We start from the raw sequence: 20,970 nt of genomic DNA, 5'->3' as shown, positions 1-20,970 counted from the left end.
AGGACTGGGCACAAGGCGGCGAAACCAGCATCGACAACCTGGCGTACTTCTGCAAGACCCACCACGGGCTCAAGCACCCCACCCTGCCCGACCTCGCCCGCTGGACCGCCCGGCAGACCAGCGACCGCACCGTGCAATGGACCAGCCCGGACGGCCGCACCTACCCCGACTTCGAGCAGTCCCGCGTCATGTTCATCCCCACCGACACCCTCCGCACCAGCATCACCTGGCCCAACACACCCCTCACCGCACAACAAACCAGATCACCCTTCTGAACCGGACCCAGTCCGCCTCGAGCCACAGCGTTTCACCACCGACCCTTCGACAGGGTCAGGGACCTGCGCGAAGGTCTACGAGGACGAGGACGAGGACACGTTCGCGTTCATGGATACCGATCCCGGCGCCGACGGACACCTGTTGGTGATCCCCAACCGGCACAGCGCCGATCTCCTCGAGATCTCCCCTGATGACCTGACAGCAACCATGTTCACGGCTCAGCGGATCGGGCGGACTCTGCAGCCTGCGCTGGGTGCTGACGGCGTCATCCTGCTCGCGCGCCTCCAGCGCATCGTGCCCATCGTGATCGGCATCGAATCCCACGAGGATATCGCCCGCAGCGCATTCGAGTATTCAAGGCACGTCGGTCAGCATCCAGTGCCGACGCGTGAGCAGGGCTGAACGAGCGAGCCGGCTTGACTCTGCCCTGCAGGTCAAGGTCTAGCGTCGTCATCGGAGGAACATCATGCAGATCAGCGAACTCGCGCACCGAGCGAACACCACGGTGAAAGCCGTACGGTACTACGAGCGGCTCGGCCTGATCACGCCCGAGCGCCTGCCCAACGGCTACCGCGATTACGGCGAGGCTCACCTCCGCGCGGTCCGGGAGATTCGCGACCTCACGGGCATCGGCATTCCGGCCCGGGCGACGGCGCCGTTCGTAGAATGCCTCGATCTCGGTCACCAGCACGGAGACGACTGCGTGTCGTCGCTCGCGTCGTACCGCGACAGCATCCGCGAGGTCGATCGGCTGATCGAGCTCCTCCACGACCGCCGCGCGCGACTCGTCTCGCGGCTGAACGACAGCGCCGAACGCGGCTTCATCCAGGAGGACACCATGAGCGACTACACCAGCATCCCCGATGACCTGCCGGTACCGACCGACGACGGCGCCGCCTCCCCTCTTCCGGGAATGCGGATGCCGCCAATCACGCTCACTGCCAGCGACGGCCGCAGCGTCGACCTCACTGATCTCGGCGCCGGACGCACCATCCTCTACCTCTACCCGCTCACCGGCCGCCCCGGCGTGGATCTGCCCGAGGGCTGGGACGCGATCCCCGGAGCTCGAGGCTGCACGACGGAGGCCTGCGACTTCCGAGATCACCATGACGACCTGCAGGCAGCGGGCGCTGCGCGGGTCTGGGGGCTCTCGAGCCAGAGCATCGACTACCAGGCCGAGGTCGTCGACCGACTGCGACTCCCCTTCGCGATGCTCTCCGATGCGGGCTTCCGGCTCGCCGACGCGCTGCTCCTGCCCACCTTCGCCGCCCCCGGCCATCCGCGCCTGTACTCCCGGTTGACCCTCGTGATCCGAGACGGCGTCATCGAGCACGCGTTCTACCCGATCTTCCCGCCGAACGAACATGCGCAGCAGGTGCTGGAGTGGCTGGTCCGGCATCCGCTCGACTCCGACTAACCTGAGACGGTGACAGCCGCTCCCCTCCCCCGTCTGAGTCCGGGCTGGCGCGCCTGGCTGATCTGGACCGTCGCCGTCGCCGCGTATGTCCTTGCGATCGTCAACCGCAGCTCGCTGAGCGCTGTCGGCGTCGACACCGCCGAGCGATTCCATGCGGATGCCGCGACGCTGTCGCTGTTCGCCGTGGTGCAGCTGGCCGTTTACGGCGGGATGCAGATCCCGATCGGCATCCTGCTCGACAAGTACGGGTCGCGTCCGGTCATGGTCATCGGGATGCTGCTGATGAGCGTCGGGCAGTTCGTGATGGCGGTCTCCCCCAGCATCGGCGTCGCGATCATCGCCCGTGTGCTCCTCGGCGCCGGCGACGCCGCGATCTTCCCCGCCGTCATCCGATTGGTCGCGACCTGGTTCCCCGCGCAGCGGGCGCCCATCATGGTGCAGATGACGGGCATCGCCGGGCAGTGCGGGCAGCTCGTCGCACTTCTCCCACTCGCAGCTCTCCTGCACTCCACCACCTGGACCATCACGTTCGGCAGTGTTGCGGGCCTGGGCGTGCTGTTCGCGGTGCTGCTGTGGGCCATCGTGCGCAACCGCCCCGCGCACCGCGACGAGGACGTCTCCGTCAACACCGAGACCGGCGTCGTCCGTGTGGTCACCTCCGCCATCGACACCGGCGTCGGCATCCGCGCCGCGTGGGCGCACCCGGGCACGCGACTGGCCTTCTGGACGCATTTCACCACCCCGTTCGCCGGTACGGCCTTCCTGCTGCTGTGGGGCATGCCGTACCTCACCGAAGGCGAGGGCCTGTCGAAGGCCGCTGCCGCAGGGCTGCTCTCCCTCAACGTGATCGTCGCCATGGTGCTGGGGCCCATCCTCGGCGAGCTGTCCCGGCGCATCCCCACGCGCCGCTCTCTAGCCCTGGTGCTCCCCAGCATCGGCGTCCAGGTCATCGCGTGGATCGCCATCGCCGTCTGGCCCGGCCCCGCACCGGTGTGGCTGCTGGCCGTGCTCGTGGTGTGCCTGGGGGCTGGCGGTCCGGCATCCATGATCGCTTTCGACCACGCTCGCACCCACAACCCGGTGCACCGACTCAGCACCGCCACCGGCGTGACCAACTCCGGCGGATTCCTCGCGGCACTCACCGCGATCTTCCTCATCGGGCTCACCCTCGATCTGCAGGGCGCCGGCACTCCCGCCACCTATGCGCTGGGGCCGTTCCGCTGGGCGTTCATCACCCAGCTGCCGCTGTGGATCCTCGGCATCACGATGATCGTCATCGAACGCAAGCACACCCGCATCCGAATGGGGCTCGACCCGGAGCGCAAGCGCCGCTGAGTCCGGTCAGCGTCGCGGCGTCCACCCCACGGAGTGCGCTCCCCCGCGCCCGGCGCGTTCCGCATCCGCCTGCGCGGACCAGCCCTGAGCCGCGTCCGCCGCATCGAACCCGCCTCGCGCGAGCCGCATGCCGACATCGTCGTGATGCATCCGCGGTCCGCCCCCGCGACGCACCGAAGCCCGCACGCTCCAGGCATCATCGGCGAAGCCGCCGCCACGGAACACCCGGTAGTCGTCATAGCGCTCCACGTCCAGGAAGTCCCAGCACCACTCCCAGACGTTCCCGAGCGTGTCGAACAGGCCGTTGAGGTTCGGCAACTTCATCCCCACACCCTGCGGATGATCGACGCCATCCAGCGCTGTCCAGGCGACCTCCTCGAGCGGCCCGTAATGCGGCCCTGTCGAGCCGGCACGGCACGCGTACTCCCACTCCGCCTCGGTGGGCAGACGGTAGCCGTCGCTGTCGATGTGCCAGGCGACCTCCTCGCCGTCGAACGCGTAGGCGGGGTCCAGGCCCTCCCACTCCGAGGCCGCATTGCAGAATCGGACAGCCCGCTGCCAGCTCAGATCCCTTGCGGGGCGACGGGGATGGGATGCGGGGATCCCCAGCAGTTCGGCGAACTGCTCCTCCGTGACCGCGAACACGCCGATCTCGAACGCCTCGAGGTGCACTGTCCGGTGCTCTCCGCGCCGCGCGTCGTGCAGCGTCACGGTGCCCGGCGGGAGGCCGCGCATCTCCGGGAGATCCATGCTCACCCCTCCACGGGGTCGGAGTGCGGCTGGAGCGGCCTCTCCCCCTGCGGCACGACGTCGAAGATGCGCATGAAGTACTGGCACAGCGGCCCGACCAGCAAGGCGAAGGCGACGGTCCCGATGCCGACGTTGCCGCCCAGCAGCCATCCGATCACGACCACGGTCACCTCCAGCGCCGTGCGCACCACCCAGATGGGGCGTCCGGTCACCCGGTGCAACCCGGTCATCAGGCCGTCGCGCGGGCCAGGGCCGAAGCGCGCGCCGATGTACAGTCCCGTCGCTGCGCCGACCATCGTGAGTCCGACCGCGAAGGAGATCACGCGGATCCACAGCACCTCGGTGACCGGGATGATCAGGAATCCGACGTCGGCGGAGGGGCCGATCAGCAGCGCATTGAGAATCGTGCCGATGCCCATCCTCTGCCGCAGCGGGATCCACATCAGCAGCACGATGCCGCTGACGATGATCGTGACCGTGCCGAAGGTGAGCGGGAGGTGCGTGGCCAGCCCCTGCGAGAGGACGTCCCAGGGCGCGGCGCCGATCACTCCGCGGATCATCAGCGCGATGCCGAGACCGTACAGGAACAGGCCGATCAGCAGCTGCAGGATGCGGCGCCCCAGCCGCCTGCTCGACCCAGCCCTCACCGCGGGTCCCTCTGCGACCAGGTGCCGAACTTGGCGGTGCGACCGTCGCCCGACGACGTGCCGGTGAGGCGTCGCGTGATCCACGGACCGACGAACTGCCGGTAGTAGGTGTAGCCGCTGGGACCCATCCGGGGTGTCCGCACCGGCTCCCACCACTCCTGCGGAGGCTCCAGGCCCAGCGCGTCCAGCACGCGGGCGGCCACCCGGTGATGGCCGTGCGCGTTCATGTGCAGCCGGTCGTCGGACCAGTACGGGGCGCGGGACAGTTCGGTGTCGGGCCAGTTCAGAGCGCGCACCACGTCGGGGCGATCCTCGATGCGCCGCATCACGGCATCCGACAGCTCGTCCCCTCGGCGCTGCACCATCCTCCCCATCGGCAGACGCTCGCTGGGGTTGGCTCCGGAGAGCACGATCAGTCGCACACCCTCCTCATCGCAGCGTCGCAGGACGCGCGTGAACGAGTCGGCGATGTGCTCGATGTCGGCGTTCGGACGCAGCATGTCGTTGCCACCCGCGTTGAACGAGAGATGCGTGGGCTTCAGGGCGAGCGCTGGTTCCAGCTGCTGCTGCACGATGGGCCAGGCCAGCTTGCCGCGGATCGCGAGATTCGCGTAATGGATGCTGTGGCCCGAGGCATCCGCCCAGCCCTGCGCGGCGATGTCGGCCCAGCCGCGGACACCGCCGTCCGGCAGCTCGTCGCCGACGCCCTCGGTGAACGAGTCGCCGATCGCCACGAAACGCACTTCTGCCATCACACCAGCCTAGAACCGAGCGGATGCCTCAGGCGCCGCCGTGTCAGCGGTCGTCGAGAGCGGCGCCGCGGCGATCCACCAGGCCCCACGCCGCGGCCGTGGCGATGGCGAAGAACACGGAGAACACGACGAAGGCCAGCAGTGCGCCGCCGCTCGCGAGCATGACCGGCACCAGCAGGGGCGCGATGATCGAGGCGATGCGCCCGATGCCGGCGGCCCATCCCGCGCCTGTTCCGCGGAGCGAGGTCGGGTAGATCTCCGGCGTCACGGCGTACAGTGCGCCCCAGGCTCCGAGGTTGAAGAAGGACAGCGCCATGCCAGCGCCGATCACCATGGCCTGCGAGTCCGCCAGACCGAAGACGATCGCCGAGATCGCCGACCCGGCCAGGAACACCGACAGGGTGACCTTCCTGCCCCACACCTCGATGAGCCATGCAGCGGCAGCGTATCCGGGCAGCTGCGCGAGCGTGATCACCAGGGTGAAACCGAAGGAGTGGATCAGGTCGTAGCCGGACTTCACCAGGATCGACGGGATCCAGATGAACGCGCCGTAGTAGGCGAAGTTCACGCAGAACCACACCGTCCAGACGCTCAGCGTGCGCAGCCGGAACTCCGGCGCCCACAGCATCCCGACCCGGCCCACGCCGGAGACGACCAGCGTCTCGCGCACCGGCTCCTTCCTGATCGCCGGCGTGCGCTGCAGCGCAGCATCCGTCTCCATCCTCGACACGATCCGCTCGGCCTCGGAGAGGCGACCGCGTGACGCCAGCCAGCGCGGCGACTCCGGCAGGCCCCAGCGGATCACTACGGCGTACACGGCGGGGATCGCGCCGAGCGCGAACGCCCACCGCCACCCGCTCTCGGATGCCGGGATCACGAAGTATCCGATCAGCGCGGATGCCGTCCAGCCGACCGCCCAGAAGGCCTCGAGGATCACGATCACGCGACCGCGGATGCGGGCCGGTGCGAACTCGCTCACGTAGGTCGACGCGACCGGCAGCTCCGCGCCGAGCCCGAGACCGACGAAGAAGCGCAGCACCAGCAGCAGCGCCACGCCGCCGACGAGCGCGCTGGCGCCGGTGGCGATGCCGTAGATGAGCAGCGTGATCGCGAACACGTGCCTGCGGCCCAGCCGGTCGGCCAGCAGCCCGCCCACGCTGGCGCCGACGGCCATGCCGATGAATCCGACCGACGCGATCCAGCCTGCAGTGGCCGGGCTCAGCGACCACTGCTCGGCCAGAACCGCGATGATGAACGAGATCAGGCCGACATCCATCGCGTCCAGCGCCCAGCCCACGCCGGATCCCGTCAGGACGCGCAAGTGGGAGCGGGTGAACGGCAGCGCATCCAGGCGCGCGGAGAGCGAGGAGCGGCTCGTCAGAGTGGGTTCGGACATGCTCCCATCGTAGTAGGTGTGGTCATCATGACCACACCTACTACGACGCCGAGAACCGTGCGCAGCTCTCAGCCGAGGAACACCGAGCGCAGGGTGTCGAGGCCGACTCCGCCCACGTCGAGGGCGCGCTTGTGGAACTCCTTGAACGAGAATGCCTCGCCCTGCTGCTCGCGCACCGCGTCGCGCACCTGCTCCCAGATGCGCTGGCCGACCTTGTACGAGGGCGCCTGTCCCGGCCATCCCAGGTAGCGGTTGACCTCGAACTGGCGGAACTCGTCGGACATGTTCACGTTGCGGCGCATCATGTCCAGCGCGTAGTCGTGGTCCCAGATGCCGTCGCCGTCCAGGCGCGGCTTGCCCAGGTGCACGCCGATGTCCAGCACCACGCGCAGGGCGCGCATGCGCTGGCCGTCCAGCATTCCGAGCCGGTCGGCCGGGTCGTCCAGATAGCCCAGCTGCTCCATGAGCCGCTCCGCGTACAGCGCCCATCCCTCGGCGTGCCCGGACGTGCCCGCCAGCACGCGTCGCCAGGTGTTCAGCTCTGCGCGGTTGTAGGTGGCCTGCGCGATCTGCAGGTGATGGCCGGGAACGCCCTCGTGGTAGACCGTCGTCAGCTCGCGCCAGGTGTCGAACTCGGTCACGCCCTCGGGCACGGACCACCACATGCGTCCGGGGCGCGAGAAGTCGTCCGTGGGGCCGGTGTAGTAGATCCCGCCCTCCTGCGTGGGGGCGATCATGCACTCCAGCTCGCGGATCTGCTCCGGGATGTCGAAGTGGCTGGCGCCGAGGTCGGCGATCGCCCTGTCGCTGGTCTCCTGCATCCAGCGCTGCAGTGCATCGGTTCCGTGCAGCTTGCGAGACGCGTCGGCCTCGAGGTGCGCGACGGCCTCCTCGACGCTCGCGCCGGGAAGGATCTCATTCGCGATCGACTCCTGCTCGGCGATCATCCGCGCGAGCTCCTCGCGGCCCCACTCGTACGTCTCATCGAGGTCGATCGTGGCGCCCAGGAATCGGCGGGAGTTCAGCGCGTAGAGTTCGCGGCCCACGGCGTCCTGCTCGGATGCGGCAGGCGCCAGCTCACCGGTGAGGAAGTCGCGCAGCTCGTCGTACGCGACCCGTGCCGCACCCGAGCGGTCGGCGAGCTCCTTCGCGAGGGACGCCGGCAGCTGGCCCTCCTCGGGAGCGGCGTCGGCGACGAACGAGGCGAAGAAGCCGTCGTCGGCGGTGTACCGGGCGACCTGCGTGGCGACCTCGGTCACCTGGCGCCGTGCGGGCACGACACCCCGGCGGATGCCCTCGCGGAGCGTCTGCGCGTAGCCCTTCAGCGCCGCGGGGATCGCCGCCAACCGCTCGGCGACGACGCTCCAGTCGTCGATGCTCGCGGTCGGCATGAGGTCGAACGCCTGACGGAAGTCCTGCGGTGCGGAGGCGATGACATTGAGCTCGCGCAGGTGCCAGTTCGCCTCGTGCAGCTCGATCTGCAGGCGCAGCTCCGCCGACAGGTCGGTCTTGGTGACGCGGTCGATCTCATCCGCCGGCTCCAGGGCGTCCAGCTCCGCGAGGGTCGCTCGGGCGGCGTCGACCGAGCGCTCCTGGCCCTCGAGACTCAGATCGTCGAGTCTTCCATTCGCCTCGTTGCGGCCGATGTAGGTCGCCAGCGTCGGCGACAGTTCGACGAGGGTGTCCACCCAGCGCTCGGCGACCTGGTCGATCGCGGAGGGGGTGCGGGGTTCAGCAGTCATGGCCTCGAGCCTAGCGCCGTGGCTTCCCCGAGATCAGTGCGCCGCCTCGTTCCAATTGCGGCCGCGCCCGACCTGCACGTCCAGCGGAACCGTGAGATCGGCCGCACCGGACATCCGATCGCGGACGATGCGCTCGGTGGCATCCCACTCCCCCGGCGCGATCTCCACGACGAGCTCGTCGTGGATCTGCAGCAGCACGCGCGACCGGAGACCCGCCTCGCGCAGGTCGGAGTGGATGCGGAACAGCGCGATCTTCATGATGTCGGCCGCGCTGCCCTGGATGGGAGCGTTCAGCGCCGCACGCTCGGCGTTCTCCCGCAGCACGCGGTTGGGGCTCCTGAGATCGGGGAACGGGCGGCGGCGGCCGAAGATGGTCTCGGTGTAGCCGTCCTCCTTGGCCTGCAGCACCGAGGCCCGCAGGTAGTCGCGCACGGCGCCGAAGCGGGCGAAGTACTCCACCATGAGCTGCTTGGCCTCGGACTGCTCGATGCGCAGCTGCTTGGACAGGCCGAACGCCGACAAACCGTAGACAAGGCCGTACGACATGGCCTTGACCTTCGTGCGCATGTGCGCGGTGACCTCGGACGGCGCGACGCCGAACACGCGGGATCCCACGAAGCGGTGCAGGTCCTCGCCGGTGTTGAACGCCTCGATCAGGCCCGCGTCACCCGACAGGTGCGCCATGATGCGCATCTCGATCTGCGAGTAGTCGGCGGTCAGCAGGGTCTCGTACCCCTCGCCCACCTGGAACGCGCTGCGGATGCGGCGGGACTCCTCGGTGCGCACGGGGATGTTCTGCAGGTTCGGGTCGGTGCTGGACAGGCGCCCCGTCTGACTGCCGGTCTGCACGTACGTGGTGTGGATGCGTCCCTCCGCGCCGATTGCGACATCAAGCGACTCGATGATCTGGCGCAGCTTGGTGGCCTCGCGGTGCTGCGAGAGCAGCTCGAGGAACGGATGCGGGTCCGCGGACTTCTCCTGCAGGTCGGCGAGAGATGCCGCATCCGTGGAGTACCCGGTCTTCGTCTTGCGGGTCTTCGGCAACTGGAGGTCCTCGAACAGGACTTCCTGGAGCTGCTTCGGCGAGCCCATGTTGAACTCGCGCCCCACGAGCTGGAACGAGGCGGCGGCGAGTGCGTCGACGCGCGCGAGCAGTTCGCCCGAGAAGCCGGTGAGCACCTCGTGCGAGACGGCCACGCCCGCCACCTCCATGTCGGCGAGGGTCGCCAGGGTCGGGAACTCGATGTCGACCAGCACGGACGCCACCGGCTCGGGCATGGCCTCGCGGATCGCGGTGGCGGTGCGGAGGGTGAACCAGGCCTCCTGCGCGGGTGTGGCGCCGTCGTGCTCGGGGACCAGCTGGGTCGGGTCGGCCTCGGGCAGCTTCTCGTCGAGATAGCGCGTCACCAGGTGCGCCAGAGTCTTGTCAGGGAAGCTCGGGCGCATCAGCCAGCCGGCCAGCAGCGTGTCGTAGGCCAGGCCGCCCAGGCGGATGCCGGCGTGCAGCAGAGCCTTCACCTGCGGCTTGGCGTCGTTGAGCACCTTGGCGGCATCCGACTCCAGCCAGGAACGCAGCGCCGCGGCCGTCTCGTCGTCCCAGTCGCACTCGCGCAGCTCGCCGACGGTGGCTACCCCCACGCGCGTGATCGCGCGTCCGTTCCGCACCAGCGTGAGACCCACCTCCCCGGTCTGCGCGGACAGCCACGTGACCAGTTCGGATGCGGTCGACTCGACGGCGTCCGGCAGCGCGACGGCGGGCTCGCCGTGAACGGCGTCGTCGCCGGCGCCGACGGCCTCGAACACGCGCGGCAGGAGCGTGCGGAACTCCAGACGCGCGAAGATGTCGCGCACGGCCTGCGCGTCGATGGGGGCGACGGCCAGGTCGGCAGGCCCGACGGGAAGCTCGACATCGGTGAGCAGACGGTTCAGGCGCCGATTGCGCCTGACATCCTCGATGTGCTCGCGGAGGTTGCCGCCGACGACGCCCTTGATCTCGTCGGCGCGCTCCAGCAACTCGTCGAGCGTGCCGAACTGGGTGAGCCACTTCACGGCGGTCTTCTCCCCCACCTTCGGCACCCCGGGGAGGTTGTCGCTGGTCTCGCCGACCAATGCCGCGACGTCGGGATACTGCTCGGGCCGCACGCCGTAGCGCTGCTGCACGGCGGCGGGGTCGTAGCGCTTGAGCTGGGAGACGCCCTGCACGGAGGGGTACAGCAGCGTGACCTCGTCGTTGACCAGCTGGATCGAGTCGCGGTCGCCGGAGACCACCAGCACCTCGAAGCCCTGCGCGGCGCCCTGGGATGACAGCGTGGCGAGGATGTCGTCGGCCTCGATGCCCTCTTTGGTGAGCACAGGGATCGACATGGCCGCCAGACACTCCTGCAGCAGCGGTATCTGACCCCGGAATTCCTGCGGCGTCTCCGAGCGGGTGCCCTTGTACTCGGGGTACTCATCGGTGCGGAACGAATGCCGCGAGGTGTCGAACGCGATGGCCATGTGGGTCGGCTTCTCGGCCTTGATGAGGTTGACGAGCATGGACAGGAAGCCGTAGATGGCGTTGGTGTGCTGATCGTCCCTGGTCGTGAAGTTCTCGACCGGGAGGGCGAAGAACGCCCGGTACGCGAGCGAGTGGCCGTCGACGACCATGAGGGTAGGCTTTGCGGAGTCCGTCACCCTGCCAGCCTAACGAGCACGACGGACACTCGCCGAGGAGGACGCATGACGGACCAGGCCCGGATCACGGACCAGGCTCAGATGACGAGCATGGAGTGGGCCACGCAGCGCGGAATGGGCGCGCTGGCCGAGAAGATGGGAATCGTCTTCACCGAGCTCTCCGTCGAGCGGTGCGTGGGCACGATGCCCGTCGAGGGCAACACCCAGCCGGTCGGCCTGCTGCATGGCGGCGCCTATGTGGTGCTGGGCGAATCGCTGGGCTCCACCGCCGCGAACCTGCACGCGGGCCCTGGGCGCCTCGCAGTGGGCGTGGACATCAACGCCACGCACACCCGTTCCGCCACCTCCGGGACCGTCACCGCGGTGTGCACGCCGATCCACCTCGGCCGCTCCATGACCGTGCACGAGATCGCCGTCAGCGACGATCAGGGCCGTCGCTGCTCGACCATCCGCATCACGAACCTCATCAAGGAGCTCCCGGCCTGAACGGAGCTCCCGGCCGGAACGGAGAAGGCCCCGCCGCATGGCAGGGCCTTCCAGGTCAGTGGGTCGCGCTCACTTCTTGGGTGCGAGCTGCTCGATGATCGCCTTGGCGACATCCTGCATGGTCAGGCGGCGATCCATCGACGCCTTCTGGATCCAGCGGAACGCCTCGGGCTCGGACAGGCCCATCTTCTCGTTGAGCAGGCCCTTCGCACGGTCGACGAGCTTGCGGGTCTCGAAGCGCTCGACCATGTCGGCGACCTCGGCCTCGAGCGTGATGATCTGCTCGTGGCGGGCCAGCGCGATCTCGATCGCGGGCAGCAGGTCGTTGGGAGTGAACGGCTTGACCACGTAGGCCAGCGCGCCGGCCTCGCTGGCGCGCTCGACCAGTTCCTTCTGGCTGAACGCCGTCAGCAGCACCACGGGCGCGATGTTGGCCTTATGCAGCTTCTCGGCGGCGCTGATGCCGTCCAGCTGCGGCATCTTCACGTCCATGACGACCAGATCGGGGCGCAGCTCGGTGGCCAGCTGCACGGCGGTCTCGCCGTCGCCGGCCTCGCCGACGACGTCGAAGCCGTTGTCGCGGAGGATCTCGACGATGTCGAGGCGGATCAGCGACTCATCCTCGGCGACGACGACGCGTCGCGGAGCGGATGCCGTGGGCTGTTCAGGCTGTTCTTCGGTCACGGGATCGATCCTATCTGTTCACCTTGTGCCGGCGGTGGGACTCGAACCCACACGTCCTCTCGGACAAAGCATTTTGAGTGCTCCGCGTCTGCCATTCCGCCACGCCGGCCCGGATCGACTTTAGCGCACGAGAAAGGGGCGAGCTCGCAGGCCCGCCCCTTTCCGGATGCACTCAGGCGCGGGTCTTGTAGACCGGCGCCGCTCCGCCAACGGCATCCCCGACCTTGTGGACGCGGATGTCGTTGGTGGAGCCGATGATCCCGGGAGGGGAACCCGAGATCACGACGACCTTGTCGCCTTCTGCGGCGAGACCCGTCCCGAGCAGGTAGTCGTCCACCTGGTGGAACATCGAGTCGGTGTGCTGCACCAGTTCGACCAGGGTCGAGCTGATGCCCCAGGTCAGCGCCATGCGGCGCTGGATGCCCGGTTCGGGCGTGAACGCGAGCATCGGGATGCGCGAGCGCAGCCGCGACAGGCGGCGAGCCGAGTCACCGGACTGCGTGAACACGCAGAGGAACTTCGCGTCCACGAACTCGGCGACCTCGAGCGCTGCGAGCGTGATGGCGCCGCCCTGCGTGCGGGGCTTGTTCTTCAGCGGGGCGATGCGCTCGAGTCCGTGCTCCTCGGTGGACTCGATGATGCGTGCCATGGTCTCCACGACCACCACCGGGTACTCCCCCACGCTGGTCTCGCCGGAGAGCATCACGGCGTCGGCGCCGTCGAGGACGGCATTGGCGACATCCGAGGTCTCGGCGCGGGTGGGCACCGGGCTGGAGATCATCGACTCGAGCATCTGCGTGGCGACGATGACGGGCTTGGCGTTGCGACGGGCCAGCTCGATCGCGCGCTTCTGCACGATCGGAACGGCCTCCAGCGGCAGCTCCACGCCCAGGTCACCGCGGGCCACCATGATCGCGTCGAACGCGTTGACGATCTCCTCGAGCGCATCGACGGCCTGCGGCTTCTCGACCTTCGCGATCACGGGAACGCGCACGCCCTCTTCGGCCATGATCTCGTGCACGCGGTCGACATCGGCGGCGTTGCGCACGAACGAGAGCGCGATCAGATCGGCACCGGTGCGCAGGCCCCAGCGCAGGTCGGCTTCGTCCTTTTCACTGAGTGCCGGGACGTTGACGGCGACGCCGGGCAGGTTGATGCCCTTGTTGTTGGAGACGGCGCCGGCGACGACGACCTTCGTGGTCACGACGGTGCCGTCGGTGGAGACGACCTCCACGCGCACCTTGCCATCGTCGATCAGGAGGAAGTCTCCGGGCTTGACGTCCTGTGGCAGGCCCTTGAACGTCGTGCCGCAGATCTCCTTGTTGCCGATGATCTCCTCGGTCGTGATCTTGAAGATGTCGCCGACGGCCAGCTCGTACGGCCCGTTCTCGAACCTGCCCAGACGGATCTTCGGGCCCTGCAGGTCGACCAGCACGGCTACGGCGCGTCCAGCATCCTCCGCCGCTCTGCGCACGTTGGCGTAGTTCGTCTCGTGCACGGAGTAGTCCCCGTGGCTGAGGTTGAGTCGCGCGACGTCGACTCCGGCCTCGATCAGTGCACGGACCGTTTCATAGGTCGAGGTTGCAGGCCCGAGGGTGGCCACGATTTTGGCGCGTCTCAACGGCATCTCCAGGGTAAGAGGAACAGGGGGATCATGGCGACGTTGCCGCGCTCAGCCTACGCGGGCTGGACACGGAGCGCGACATCCGTTGCACTCACGGGTGTCGGCAGCGCGGTGCCGCCCATCAGGTCGTGGTCGATGGAGGCGGCCGCGGCACGGCCCTCGGCGATCGCCCACACGATGAGGGACTGCCCGCGCCCGGCGTCGCCGGCGATGTACACGCCGGGCTCCGAGGTCGCGAACCTGCCGTCACGACGGAGCCGGCCGCCCGCGCTCACGTGAGCGGCGCCCTCGTGACCGATCGTGCCGGTCTCCGGTCCCGTGAAGCCCATGGCGAGCAGCACGAGCTCGGCGGGGATCTCCCGCTCCGTCCCGCTCTGCGGCACGCGGCGCCCGTCTACGAACGCGGTCTCCGCCACGCGCAGGGCGCGCAGCGCACCGTGCTCGTCGGCGAGGAACTCGACCGTGGACGCCAGGTAGGTGCGCTCACCGCCCTCCTCGTGCGAGGACTGCACCTCGAACAGGGTCGGCTGGGTGGGCCATGGCTGGTCCTCTCTGCGCTCATCGCCCGGGCGTCGGCCGATGGCGAGGCTGGTGACGCTGAGGGCGCCCTGGCGATGCGCGGTGCCGATGCAGTCCGATCCGGTGTCGCCGCCGCCGATCACGACGACGTGCTTGCCTTCGGCGGTGAGCTGGTCGGGGACGGCATCGCCGGCCACGGCGCGGTTGGACTGCACGAGGTAGTCCATGGCGAAGTGCACGCCGGGCAGGTCGCGGCCCGGGATGGCCAGGTCGCGCGGCACTGTCGCCCCTGTGGCGATCAGCACGGCGTCGTAGCGGGCGCGCAGGTCGGTCCACGACAGGTCGACGCCGATCTCCACGCCGGGGCGGAAGCGCGTGCCCTCCGCCTCCAGCTGCGCCACGCGGCGGTCGACGAGGTGCTTCTCCATCTTGAAGTCGGGGATGCCGTACCGCAGCAGACCCCCGATGCGGTCGTCCCGCTCGTACACGACCACGGTGTGCCCTGCCCGGGTCAGCTGCTGGGCGGCGGCGAGTCCGGCGGGACCGGACCCGACCACGGCGACGGTCCTGCCGGTCAGCCGCTGCGGGGGCTGCGGGGTGATCCAGCCGTTCTCGAAGGCGTAGTCGGCGATGGACTGCTCGATGTGCTTGATCGTCACCGGCGGCTGGTTGATCCCCAGCACGCAGGCGCTCTCGCAGGGGGCGGGGCACAGCCGCCCGGTGAACTCCGGGAAGTTGTTCGTGGAGTGCAGCCGCTCGATGGCGGCCTCCCCCTCGTCGCGCCAGGTGAGGTCGTTCCACTCCGGGATCAGGTTGTGCAGCGGGCACCCGGAGTGGCAGAACGGCACGCCGCAGTCCATGCAGCGGCTCGCCTGGCGGCGCAGGACGGTGCGGTCGGTGTCCTCGTAGACCTCTCTCCAGTCCATGATCCGGACGGGCACGGGGCGGCGAGCCGGAAGCTCGCGCTGGGTGGTCTTCAGAAAACCCCTCGGGTCAGCCACGGGTCACCTCCAGGATCCGGGTCCAGATCTCCTCGCCGTCGGGGTTCTCCCCGGCGGTGCGCGCATCGCTGCGCAACTGCTGCACGGCCGCGTAGTCGCGAGGCAGCAGCTTGACGAACGCGGTGCTCAGTCCGTCGGCATCCGCGAGCAGAGCGGATGCCAGAGCCGACCCGGTCCGCTCGGCGTGCTCGGTGAGCAGGTGGGTGAGCAGCTCCACGTCCTCGGCATCCGGCGCGGACAGCAGCAGCTCCCCGCTCGCCAGCGCCGCCGTGTTCAGCTGCGACTCCTGCAGGTTCCGCACGTAGGCCACGCCGCCCGACATCCCGGCGCCGATGTTGCGCCCGCTGGTTCCGAGGATCACCGCGACGCCGCCGGTCATGTACTCCAGCGCGTGGTCGCCCACGCCCTCGACGACGGCGGTGGCGCCGGAGTTGCGCACCAGGAAGCGCTCCCCCACGACGCCGGAGATGAACAGCGAGCCGCTGGTCGCGCCGTAGCCGATGACGTTCCCCGCGATGACGTTGGACTCCGGCTCGAAGACCGCATCCCGCGGCGGACGGATCACGATGTCACCGCCCGAGAGGCCCTTGCCCACGTAATCGTTGGCGTCGCCCTCCAGACGCAGCGTGATGCCGGAGGGAAGGAAGGCCCCCAGAGACTGCCCCGCCGTGCCTCGCAGCGTGATGTCGATGGTCTCCGGCGGCAGTCCGGCGCCCCCGTACCGGGCGGTCACGTGATGCCCGAGCATGGTTCCCACCGCGCGTTCGGTGTTGTGGATGGGCAGGTCGATGCGCACCGGGTCACCGTGCTCGAGCGCGTCGCCGCTGAGGGCGATGAGCTGAGTGTCGAAGTGCCGGTGCAGCTCGTGATCCTGGGCGCGGCCGCTCTTGCGGGGCTCACCGGCGGGGAACGCCGGTCCCTCGAGGATGGGCGACAGGTCCAGGCCGCTCGCCTTGCCGTGCCGGATGGCCGCATCCGCGCGCAGCAGCTCGGTGTGCCCGATGATCTCGTCCAGAGAGCGGAAGCCGAGAGCCGCGAGATGCTCGCGGACCTCCTCGGCGATGAACTCCATGAAGTTGATCACGAACTCCGGCTTGCCGGTGAAGCGGGAGCGCAGCAGCGGATTCTGCGTGGCGACGCCCACCGGGCAGGTGTCCAGGTGGCAGGCGCGCATCATGATGCAGCCTGAGACCACCAGGGGCGCCGTCGCGAAACCGAACTCCTCCGCGCCCAGCAACGCGCCGATGATCACGTCGCGGCCGGTCTTCAGCTGCCCGTCGACCTGCACCACCACGCGGTCGCGCATGCCGTTGAGCATGAGCGTCTGCTGGGTCTCGGCCAGCCCCAGCTCCCACGGCGTGCCGGCGTGCTTGAGCGAGTTCAGCGGGCTCGCGCCGGTGCCGCCGTCGTGCCCGGCGACGAGGATGACGTCGCTGAGGGCCTTGGCCACACCGGCCGCCACCGCACCGATGCCGGACTGGCTCACCAGCTTCGTGTGGATCCTAGCGGCGGGATTGGCGCGCTTGAGGTCGTAGATGAGCTGCTTGAGGTCCTCGATCGAGTAGATGTCGTGGTGCGGCGGCGGGGAGATGAGACCCACTCCTGGCGTCGCGTGCCGGGTCTGGGCGATCCACGGGTACACCTTCTGCGGCGGCAGCTGCCCGCCCTCGCCGGGTTTGGCCCCCTGTGCGAGCTTGATCTGCAGGTCGGTCGCCTCGGTGAGATACTGGCTGGTGACGCCGAACCTGCCGGAGGCGACCTGCTTGATGGCGCTGCGGCGCTCGGGGTCGACCAGGCGGTCGGGATCCTCGCCGCCCTCCCCGGTGTTGGACTTGCCGCCCAGGCGGTTCATCGCGATGGCGAGGGTCTCGTGGGCCTCCTGGGAGATCGAGCCGTAGCTCATCGCCCCGGTCGAGAACCGCTTGACGATCGCGCTGACGGGTTCGACCTCGTCGAGGGGCACGGCGGGCCGCTCCCCCGTGCGCAGCTCGAACAGACCGCGGATGGTCTTCAGCTCATGCGACTGGTCGTCGACGAGCTTCGTGTACTCGCGGAAGATGTCGTAGCGGCGCGTGCGCGTGGAATGCTGCAGGCGGAACACCGTCTCCGGGTTGAACAGGTGCGGTGAGCCGTCTTGGCGCCACTGGTACTCGCCGCCCGTCCACAGCCGTTCGTGGGCGCGCGGGGCGGAGTCCTCGGGGTAGGCGAAGTCGTGCCGCGCCTGGTTCTCGGCGAACACGTCCTCGATCCCGATGCCGCCCAGCTTGGTCTCGGTGCCGGTGAAGTAGGTGTCGACGAGCTCCTGGCTGAGGCCGAGCGCCTCGAACACCTGGGCGCCCGCATAGGAGGACACCGTGGAGATGCCCATCTTCGACATGATCTTCAGCACGCCCTTGCCCAGCGCGTGGATGACGTTGTGCACGGCCTGCTCGGGCGTGATGCCGGTGATGTAGCCGGTGCGCACCAGGTGCTCCACGGTCTCCATCGCCAGGTACGGATTCACCGCGGAGGCGCCGTAGCCGATGAGGGTTGCCACGTGGTGCACCTCGCGCACATCGCCGGCTTCGACGATGAGTCCCACCTTCATGCGGTTCTCGCGACGGATCAGGTGGTGGTGGACGGCGGCGACCATGAGCAGCGACGGGATCGGGACCAGGTCCTTGTTGGAGTCGCGGTCGGAGAGGATCAGCAGTTCTGCACCGCGCGCGATGGCGGCATCCGCCTCGGCGCACATCTGATCGAGCCGCTCCGCGAGCGTCTGCGGGCCGGCGTCGAAGTGGTAGAGCCCGCGGATGACGGCACTGGAGCGGCCGGGAAGCGCCCGGTCGATGTGGCGGATCTTGGCGAGCTCGTCGTTGTCGATCACCGGGAAGTCCAGGCTCACCGTCCGCGCGTGGTCCGGCCCCCACTCCAACAGGTTGCGCTCGGGGCCGAGGCCCAGGCGCAGGCTGGTGACGACCTCCTCGCGGATGGCGTCCAACGGCGGGTTGGTGACCTGCGCGAACTGCTGCACGAAGTAGTCGAACAGCAGCCGGGGACGGTCGGCGAGAGCGGCGATCGGAGTGTCGGTGCCCATCGCGCCGAGGGGCTCGGCGCCGTTCTGGCCCATCGGCGTGAGAAGGATGCGCACCTCCTCCTCGGTGTAGCCGAAGGTGCGCTGACGGCGGGTGATGGATGCCGCCGGATGCACGATGTGCTCGCGCTCGGGCAGATCCGCCAGGCGCACGGCGCCCTCGTCGAGCCATTCCTGCCACGGGTGCAGGGCGGCGAGATCGCGCTTGATCTCGGCGTCCTCGACGATGCGGTGCTGCTCCATGTCGACGAGGAACATGTGGCCGGGGCGCAGCCGGCCGCGGCGCTTGATGCGCTCGGGGGCGAACTCCAGCACCCCGGTCTCGCTGCCGATCACGACGAGTCCATCGGTGGTCTCGGTCCAGCGCCCGGGGCGCAGGCCGTTGCGGTCGAGGGTGGCGCCCACCTGCGTGCCGTCGGTGAAGATGAGCGCCGCGGGGCCGTCCCACGGCTCCATCTGACCTGCGTGGTACTCGTAGAACGCACGCAGGTCGGGGTCGAGGCCGGTCTGCTTCTCCCAGGCCTCCGGCACCATCATCATGACGGCGTGCGGCAGGCTGCGCCCGGTGAGCGTCAGCAGCTCGAGGACCTCATCGAAGGAGGCCGAGTCGCTCTCGCCCTCGGTGCAGATCGGCAGCAGCGGAGCGATCTCGCCGAGCAGCTCCGAACCCAGCTGGGACTGCCGGGCGCGCATCCAATTGCGGTTGCCGCCGATCGTGTTGATCTCGCCGTTGTGCGCCAGCAGACGCAGCGGCTGCGCGAGCGGCCAGGACGGGAACGTGTTGGTCGAGTAGCGCGAGTGCACGACGGCCAGCTCCGAGGCGAACAGCTCGTCCTGCAGATCGGGGTAGAACGGCTCCAGCTGCAGCGTGGTGACCATGCCCTTGTACCCGAGAGTGCGCGAGGACAGCGAGACGAAGTAGGCGTCGAGCTCGTGGGCCGCACGCTTGCGCAGCCGGTAGGCGACGCGGTCCAGCGCCAGACCGGACAGATGGCCGGGCGCGGTCAGGAACAGCTGCTCGAAGGCGGGGCGCGCCTCGTCGGCCAGCTTGCCCAGGTGCTCGTTGACGGTGGGCACCTCGCGCCAGCCGAGGACCGTGATGCCCTCGTCGGCGGCGATGCGCTCGATGCCGGCCTTCTGCTCGCGGCGTGCGCTCGACTCCCTGGGGAGGAACGCGAGGCCCGCGGCGTACTCGCCGAGCGGGGGGAGCTCGAAACCTGTGACCGAGCGGAGGAACTCGTCCGGCATCTGGGTGAGGATGCCGGCTCCGTCGCCGGTGCCGGCGTCAGAGCCGATCGCACCGCGGTGCTCCAGGTTGCGCAGCGCCTGAAGCGCCAGCGCGATGATGTCGTGGCCTGGTTCCCCGCGGAGCGTCGCGACCATGGCCAGGCCGCAGGCGTCCTTCTCGAACGCGGGGTTGTACATCCCCTGCTTCGGGGGGTAAGCGCCGGAGGCGCCGTAGGGAGGCTGGAAGTACACCAGTCACCGTCCTCAGTGTCGAGTGAAACCGGGGACAGCGCTGGCCCGCTCGTTCAGTGTGAAGTGATCACACGCTGCGAGGTGACGTGTCGCGTGACGCGCCCGCCTCAGGGAGCCGTGCTTGTGGCGGGTGCTCCTGCGTCGATCTCGTCGGTCGGAGGCTCACTCAGATCGACGTAATCGTTCGAATCGTGATCAGAGTCTACAACCGCATCCGGGTTCTTCCGACCATCTGTGTACGGCGAGGGCTCCAGGCCGGGGTGACGACGCGTCTGGACGATCAGGATGACGATTCCGACGAGCACGCCGATGATGGCGGCCCACACGTTGCTGCGCAGTCCCAGGAAGACCTCGCTGGGATCGATGCGGATGCTCTCCCACACGATGCGGCCGGCGCTGTACCAGATCAGGTAGCAGGCGAACAGCTTGCCCCACTGCAGGCCCAGACGGCGGCCGAGCCACAGGAGCACCAGCACGCCGAGGCTGTTCCAGATGACCTCGTACAGGAAGGTGGGGTGGAACAGCGTCCCGTCGGGCAGTCCCGCGGGGAAAGCCGGGTTCGTGGACTCGATCTGCAGGCCCCACGGCAGGTCGGTCGGCAGACCGAACAGCTCGTGGTTGAACCAGTTGCCGAAGCGGCCCATGGCCTGCGCCAGCAGCAGCCCCGGTGCGAGGGCGTCGGCGAAGCTCCAGAACCGGATGCCCGTCCACCGGCAGCCCAGGTAGGCGCCGATGGCGCCGCCGATGAGCGCGCCGAAGATGGCGATGCCGCCCTCCCAGATCGCCCAGACGGAGCCGGGCTCGAAGGGGTTCCAGGTGTTCTTGCCCGGGCCGAAGTAGAAGTTGAAATGCGTGAGCACGTGGAAGATGCGCGCGCCGATGATGGCCAGCGGCACCGCGATGATGGCGATGTCGATGACGACCCACTTCTCCGCACCGCGCCGGGTGAGGCGGTGGTTGGTGATCAGCGTGGCGGCGATGATGCCCGCGATGATGCACAGCGCGTAGTAGTGGATCGTGATCCCGAAGACCGGGAACGTGCTGACCGGGGGGCTCGGGATGCTGGCGGGCACACTCGAGGCAAGGCTGTGAAGCGCAAGGGACATGAGAGAGAGT

Annotated in this window: 15 protein-coding genes, 1 tRNA gene and 1 pseudogene; 5 read left to right on the top strand and 12 right to left on the bottom strand. The window is 69.0% G+C overall.

Going from position 1 to position 20,970, the window contains the following annotated elements:
* The 4 genes and pseudogenes from WA967_RS02900 to WA967_RS02885 all read left to right on the top strand — a co-directional run.
* A partial coding sequence (locus WA967_RS02900; RefSeq protein ID WP_424419398.1) for an HNH endonuclease signature motif containing protein occupies positions 1-275 on the top strand: 275 nt, incomplete at its 5' end.
* Between the two features lie 97 nt (positions 276-372).
* Positions 373-678, top strand: a pseudogene (locus WA967_RS02895) (HIT family protein); the annotation flags it as partial.
* 64 nt (positions 679-742) lie between these two features.
* Entirely contained in the window at positions 743-1,693 is a 951-nt protein-coding gene (locus WA967_RS02890) for a MerR family transcriptional regulator (protein ID WP_424419394.1), read from the top strand.
* Positions 1,694-1,702: 9 nt separating this feature from the next.
* The gene (locus tag WA967_RS02885) at positions 1,703-3,028 is read left to right on the top strand and encodes an MFS transporter (protein ID WP_424419393.1); all 1,326 of its coding nucleotides are present in this window, start codon (positions 1,703-1,705) and stop codon (positions 3,026-3,028) included.
* A 6-nt stretch (positions 3,029-3,034) separates the two neighbouring features.
* On the opposite strand, the gene WA967_RS02880 is transcribed toward WA967_RS02885, so the two are convergent.
* The 6 genes from WA967_RS02880 to polA form a co-directional block, all read right to left on the bottom strand.
* Complete coding sequence (locus tag WA967_RS02880; RefSeq protein ID WP_424419392.1) at positions 3,035-3,778, bottom strand: formylglycine-generating enzyme family protein; 744 nt, start codon at positions 3,776-3,778, stop codon at positions 3,035-3,037.
* A gap of 2 nt (positions 3,779-3,780) precedes the next feature.
* Positions 3,781-4,425: a YczE/YyaS/YitT family protein gene (locus WA967_RS02875; protein ID WP_424419391.1), complete on the bottom strand. Its 645-nt coding sequence runs from the start codon at positions 4,423-4,425 to the stop codon at positions 3,781-3,783.
* The gene (locus WA967_RS02870) at positions 4,422-5,177 is read right to left on the bottom strand and encodes an SGNH/GDSL hydrolase family protein (RefSeq protein ID WP_424419389.1); all 756 of its coding nucleotides are present in this window, start codon (positions 5,175-5,177) and stop codon (positions 4,422-4,424) included. The genes WA967_RS02875 and WA967_RS02870 overlap by 4 nt, the downstream gene beginning before the upstream one ends.
* A gap of 43 nt (positions 5,178-5,220) precedes the next feature.
* Positions 5,221-6,573 carry an MFS transporter gene (locus WA967_RS02865; protein ID WP_424419387.1) on the bottom strand — a complete coding sequence of 451 codons (1,353 nt, stop codon included), beginning with the start codon at positions 6,571-6,573 and terminating at the stop codon, positions 5,221-5,223.
* 68 nt (positions 6,574-6,641) lie between these two features.
* Positions 6,642-8,315, bottom strand: a complete 1,674-nt coding sequence (locus WA967_RS02860) for a DUF885 domain-containing protein (RefSeq protein WP_424419385.1) — start codon at positions 8,313-8,315, stop codon at positions 6,642-6,644.
* Between the two features lie 33 nt (positions 8,316-8,348).
* Positions 8,349-10,988 (bottom strand): DNA polymerase I, encoded by a 2,640-nt coding sequence (gene polA / locus WA967_RS02855; protein WP_424419384.1) that lies wholly within the window; start codon positions 10,986-10,988, stop codon positions 8,349-8,351.
* Between the two features lie 45 nt (positions 10,989-11,033).
* On the opposite strand from polA, the gene WA967_RS02850 reads away from it, so the two are divergent.
* Positions 11,034-11,474, top strand: a complete 441-nt coding sequence (locus WA967_RS02850; RefSeq protein ID WP_424419383.1) for a hotdog fold thioesterase — start codon at positions 11,034-11,036, stop codon at positions 11,472-11,474.
* 69 nt (positions 11,475-11,543) lie between these two features.
* On the opposite strand, the gene WA967_RS02845 is transcribed toward WA967_RS02850, so the two are convergent.
* From WA967_RS02845 to lgt, 6 genes are all read right to left on the bottom strand, one after another.
* Entirely contained in the window at positions 11,544-12,158 is a 615-nt protein-coding gene (locus WA967_RS02845) for an ANTAR domain-containing response regulator (RefSeq protein WP_424419382.1), read from the bottom strand.
* 26 nt (positions 12,159-12,184) lie between these two features.
* Positions 12,185-12,267 (bottom strand) — tRNA-Leu (locus tag WA967_RS02840).
* A gap of 63 nt (positions 12,268-12,330) precedes the next feature.
* Positions 12,331-13,779 (bottom strand): pyruvate kinase, encoded by a 1,449-nt coding sequence (gene pyk / locus WA967_RS02835; RefSeq protein WP_424419381.1) that lies wholly within the window; start codon positions 13,777-13,779, stop codon positions 12,331-12,333.
* Between the two features lie 56 nt (positions 13,780-13,835).
* A complete protein-coding gene (locus tag WA967_RS02830; RefSeq protein ID WP_424419380.1) occupies positions 13,836-15,302 on the bottom strand; it encodes a glutamate synthase subunit beta in 1,467 nt (488 codons plus the stop codon).
* Positions 15,295-19,800, bottom strand: a complete 4,506-nt coding sequence (gltB, locus tag WA967_RS02825; protein WP_424419397.1) for a glutamate synthase large subunit — start codon at positions 19,798-19,800, stop codon at positions 15,295-15,297. The genes WA967_RS02830 and gltB overlap by 8 nt, the downstream gene beginning before the upstream one ends.
* Positions 19,801-19,961: 161 nt before the next feature.
* Positions 19,962-20,960: a prolipoprotein diacylglyceryl transferase gene (gene lgt / locus WA967_RS02820; RefSeq protein WP_424419379.1), complete on the bottom strand. Its 999-nt coding sequence runs from the start codon at positions 20,958-20,960 to the stop codon at positions 19,962-19,964.
* Positions 20,961-20,970: the final 10 nt, after the last annotated feature.

This window comes from Microbacterium sp. (assembly GCF_049650565.1).
Lineage (GTDB): Bacteria > Actinomycetota > Actinomycetes > Actinomycetales > Microbacteriaceae > Microbacterium.
The sequence above is the reverse complement of the archived record's forward strand: the minus strand, read 5'-3'. Positions and strand labels throughout refer to the sequence as shown.

Coding starts and splice junctions, on each gene's coding strand:
- WA967_RS02890 (WP_424419394.1), top strand. CDS start 743: ATGCAGATCAGCGAACTCGCGCACCGAGCGAACACCACGGTGAAAGCC.
- WA967_RS02880 (WP_424419392.1), bottom strand. CDS start 3,778: ATGGATCTCCCGGAGATGCGCGGCCTCCCGCCGGGCACCGTGACGCTG.
- WA967_RS02870 (WP_424419389.1), bottom strand. CDS start 5,177: ATGGCAGAAGTGCGTTTCGTGGCGATCGGCGACTCGTTCACCGAGGGC.
- WA967_RS02865 (WP_424419387.1), bottom strand. CDS start 6,573: ATGTCCGAACCCACTCTGACGAGCCGCTCCTCGCTCTCCGCGCGCCTG.
- WA967_RS02860 (WP_424419385.1), bottom strand. CDS start 8,315: ATGACTGCTGAACCCCGCACCCCCTCCGCGATCGACCAGGTCGCCGAG.
- WA967_RS02850 (WP_424419383.1), top strand. CDS start 11,034: ATGACGGACCAGGCCCGGATCACGGACCAGGCTCAGATGACGAGCATG.
- gltB (WP_424419397.1), bottom strand. CDS start 19,800: ATGTACAACCCCGCGTTCGAGAAGGACGCCTGCGGCCTGGCCATGGTC.
- lgt (WP_424419379.1), bottom strand. CDS start 20,960: ATGTCCCTTGCGCTTCACAGCCTTGCCTCGAGTGTGCCCGCCAGCATC.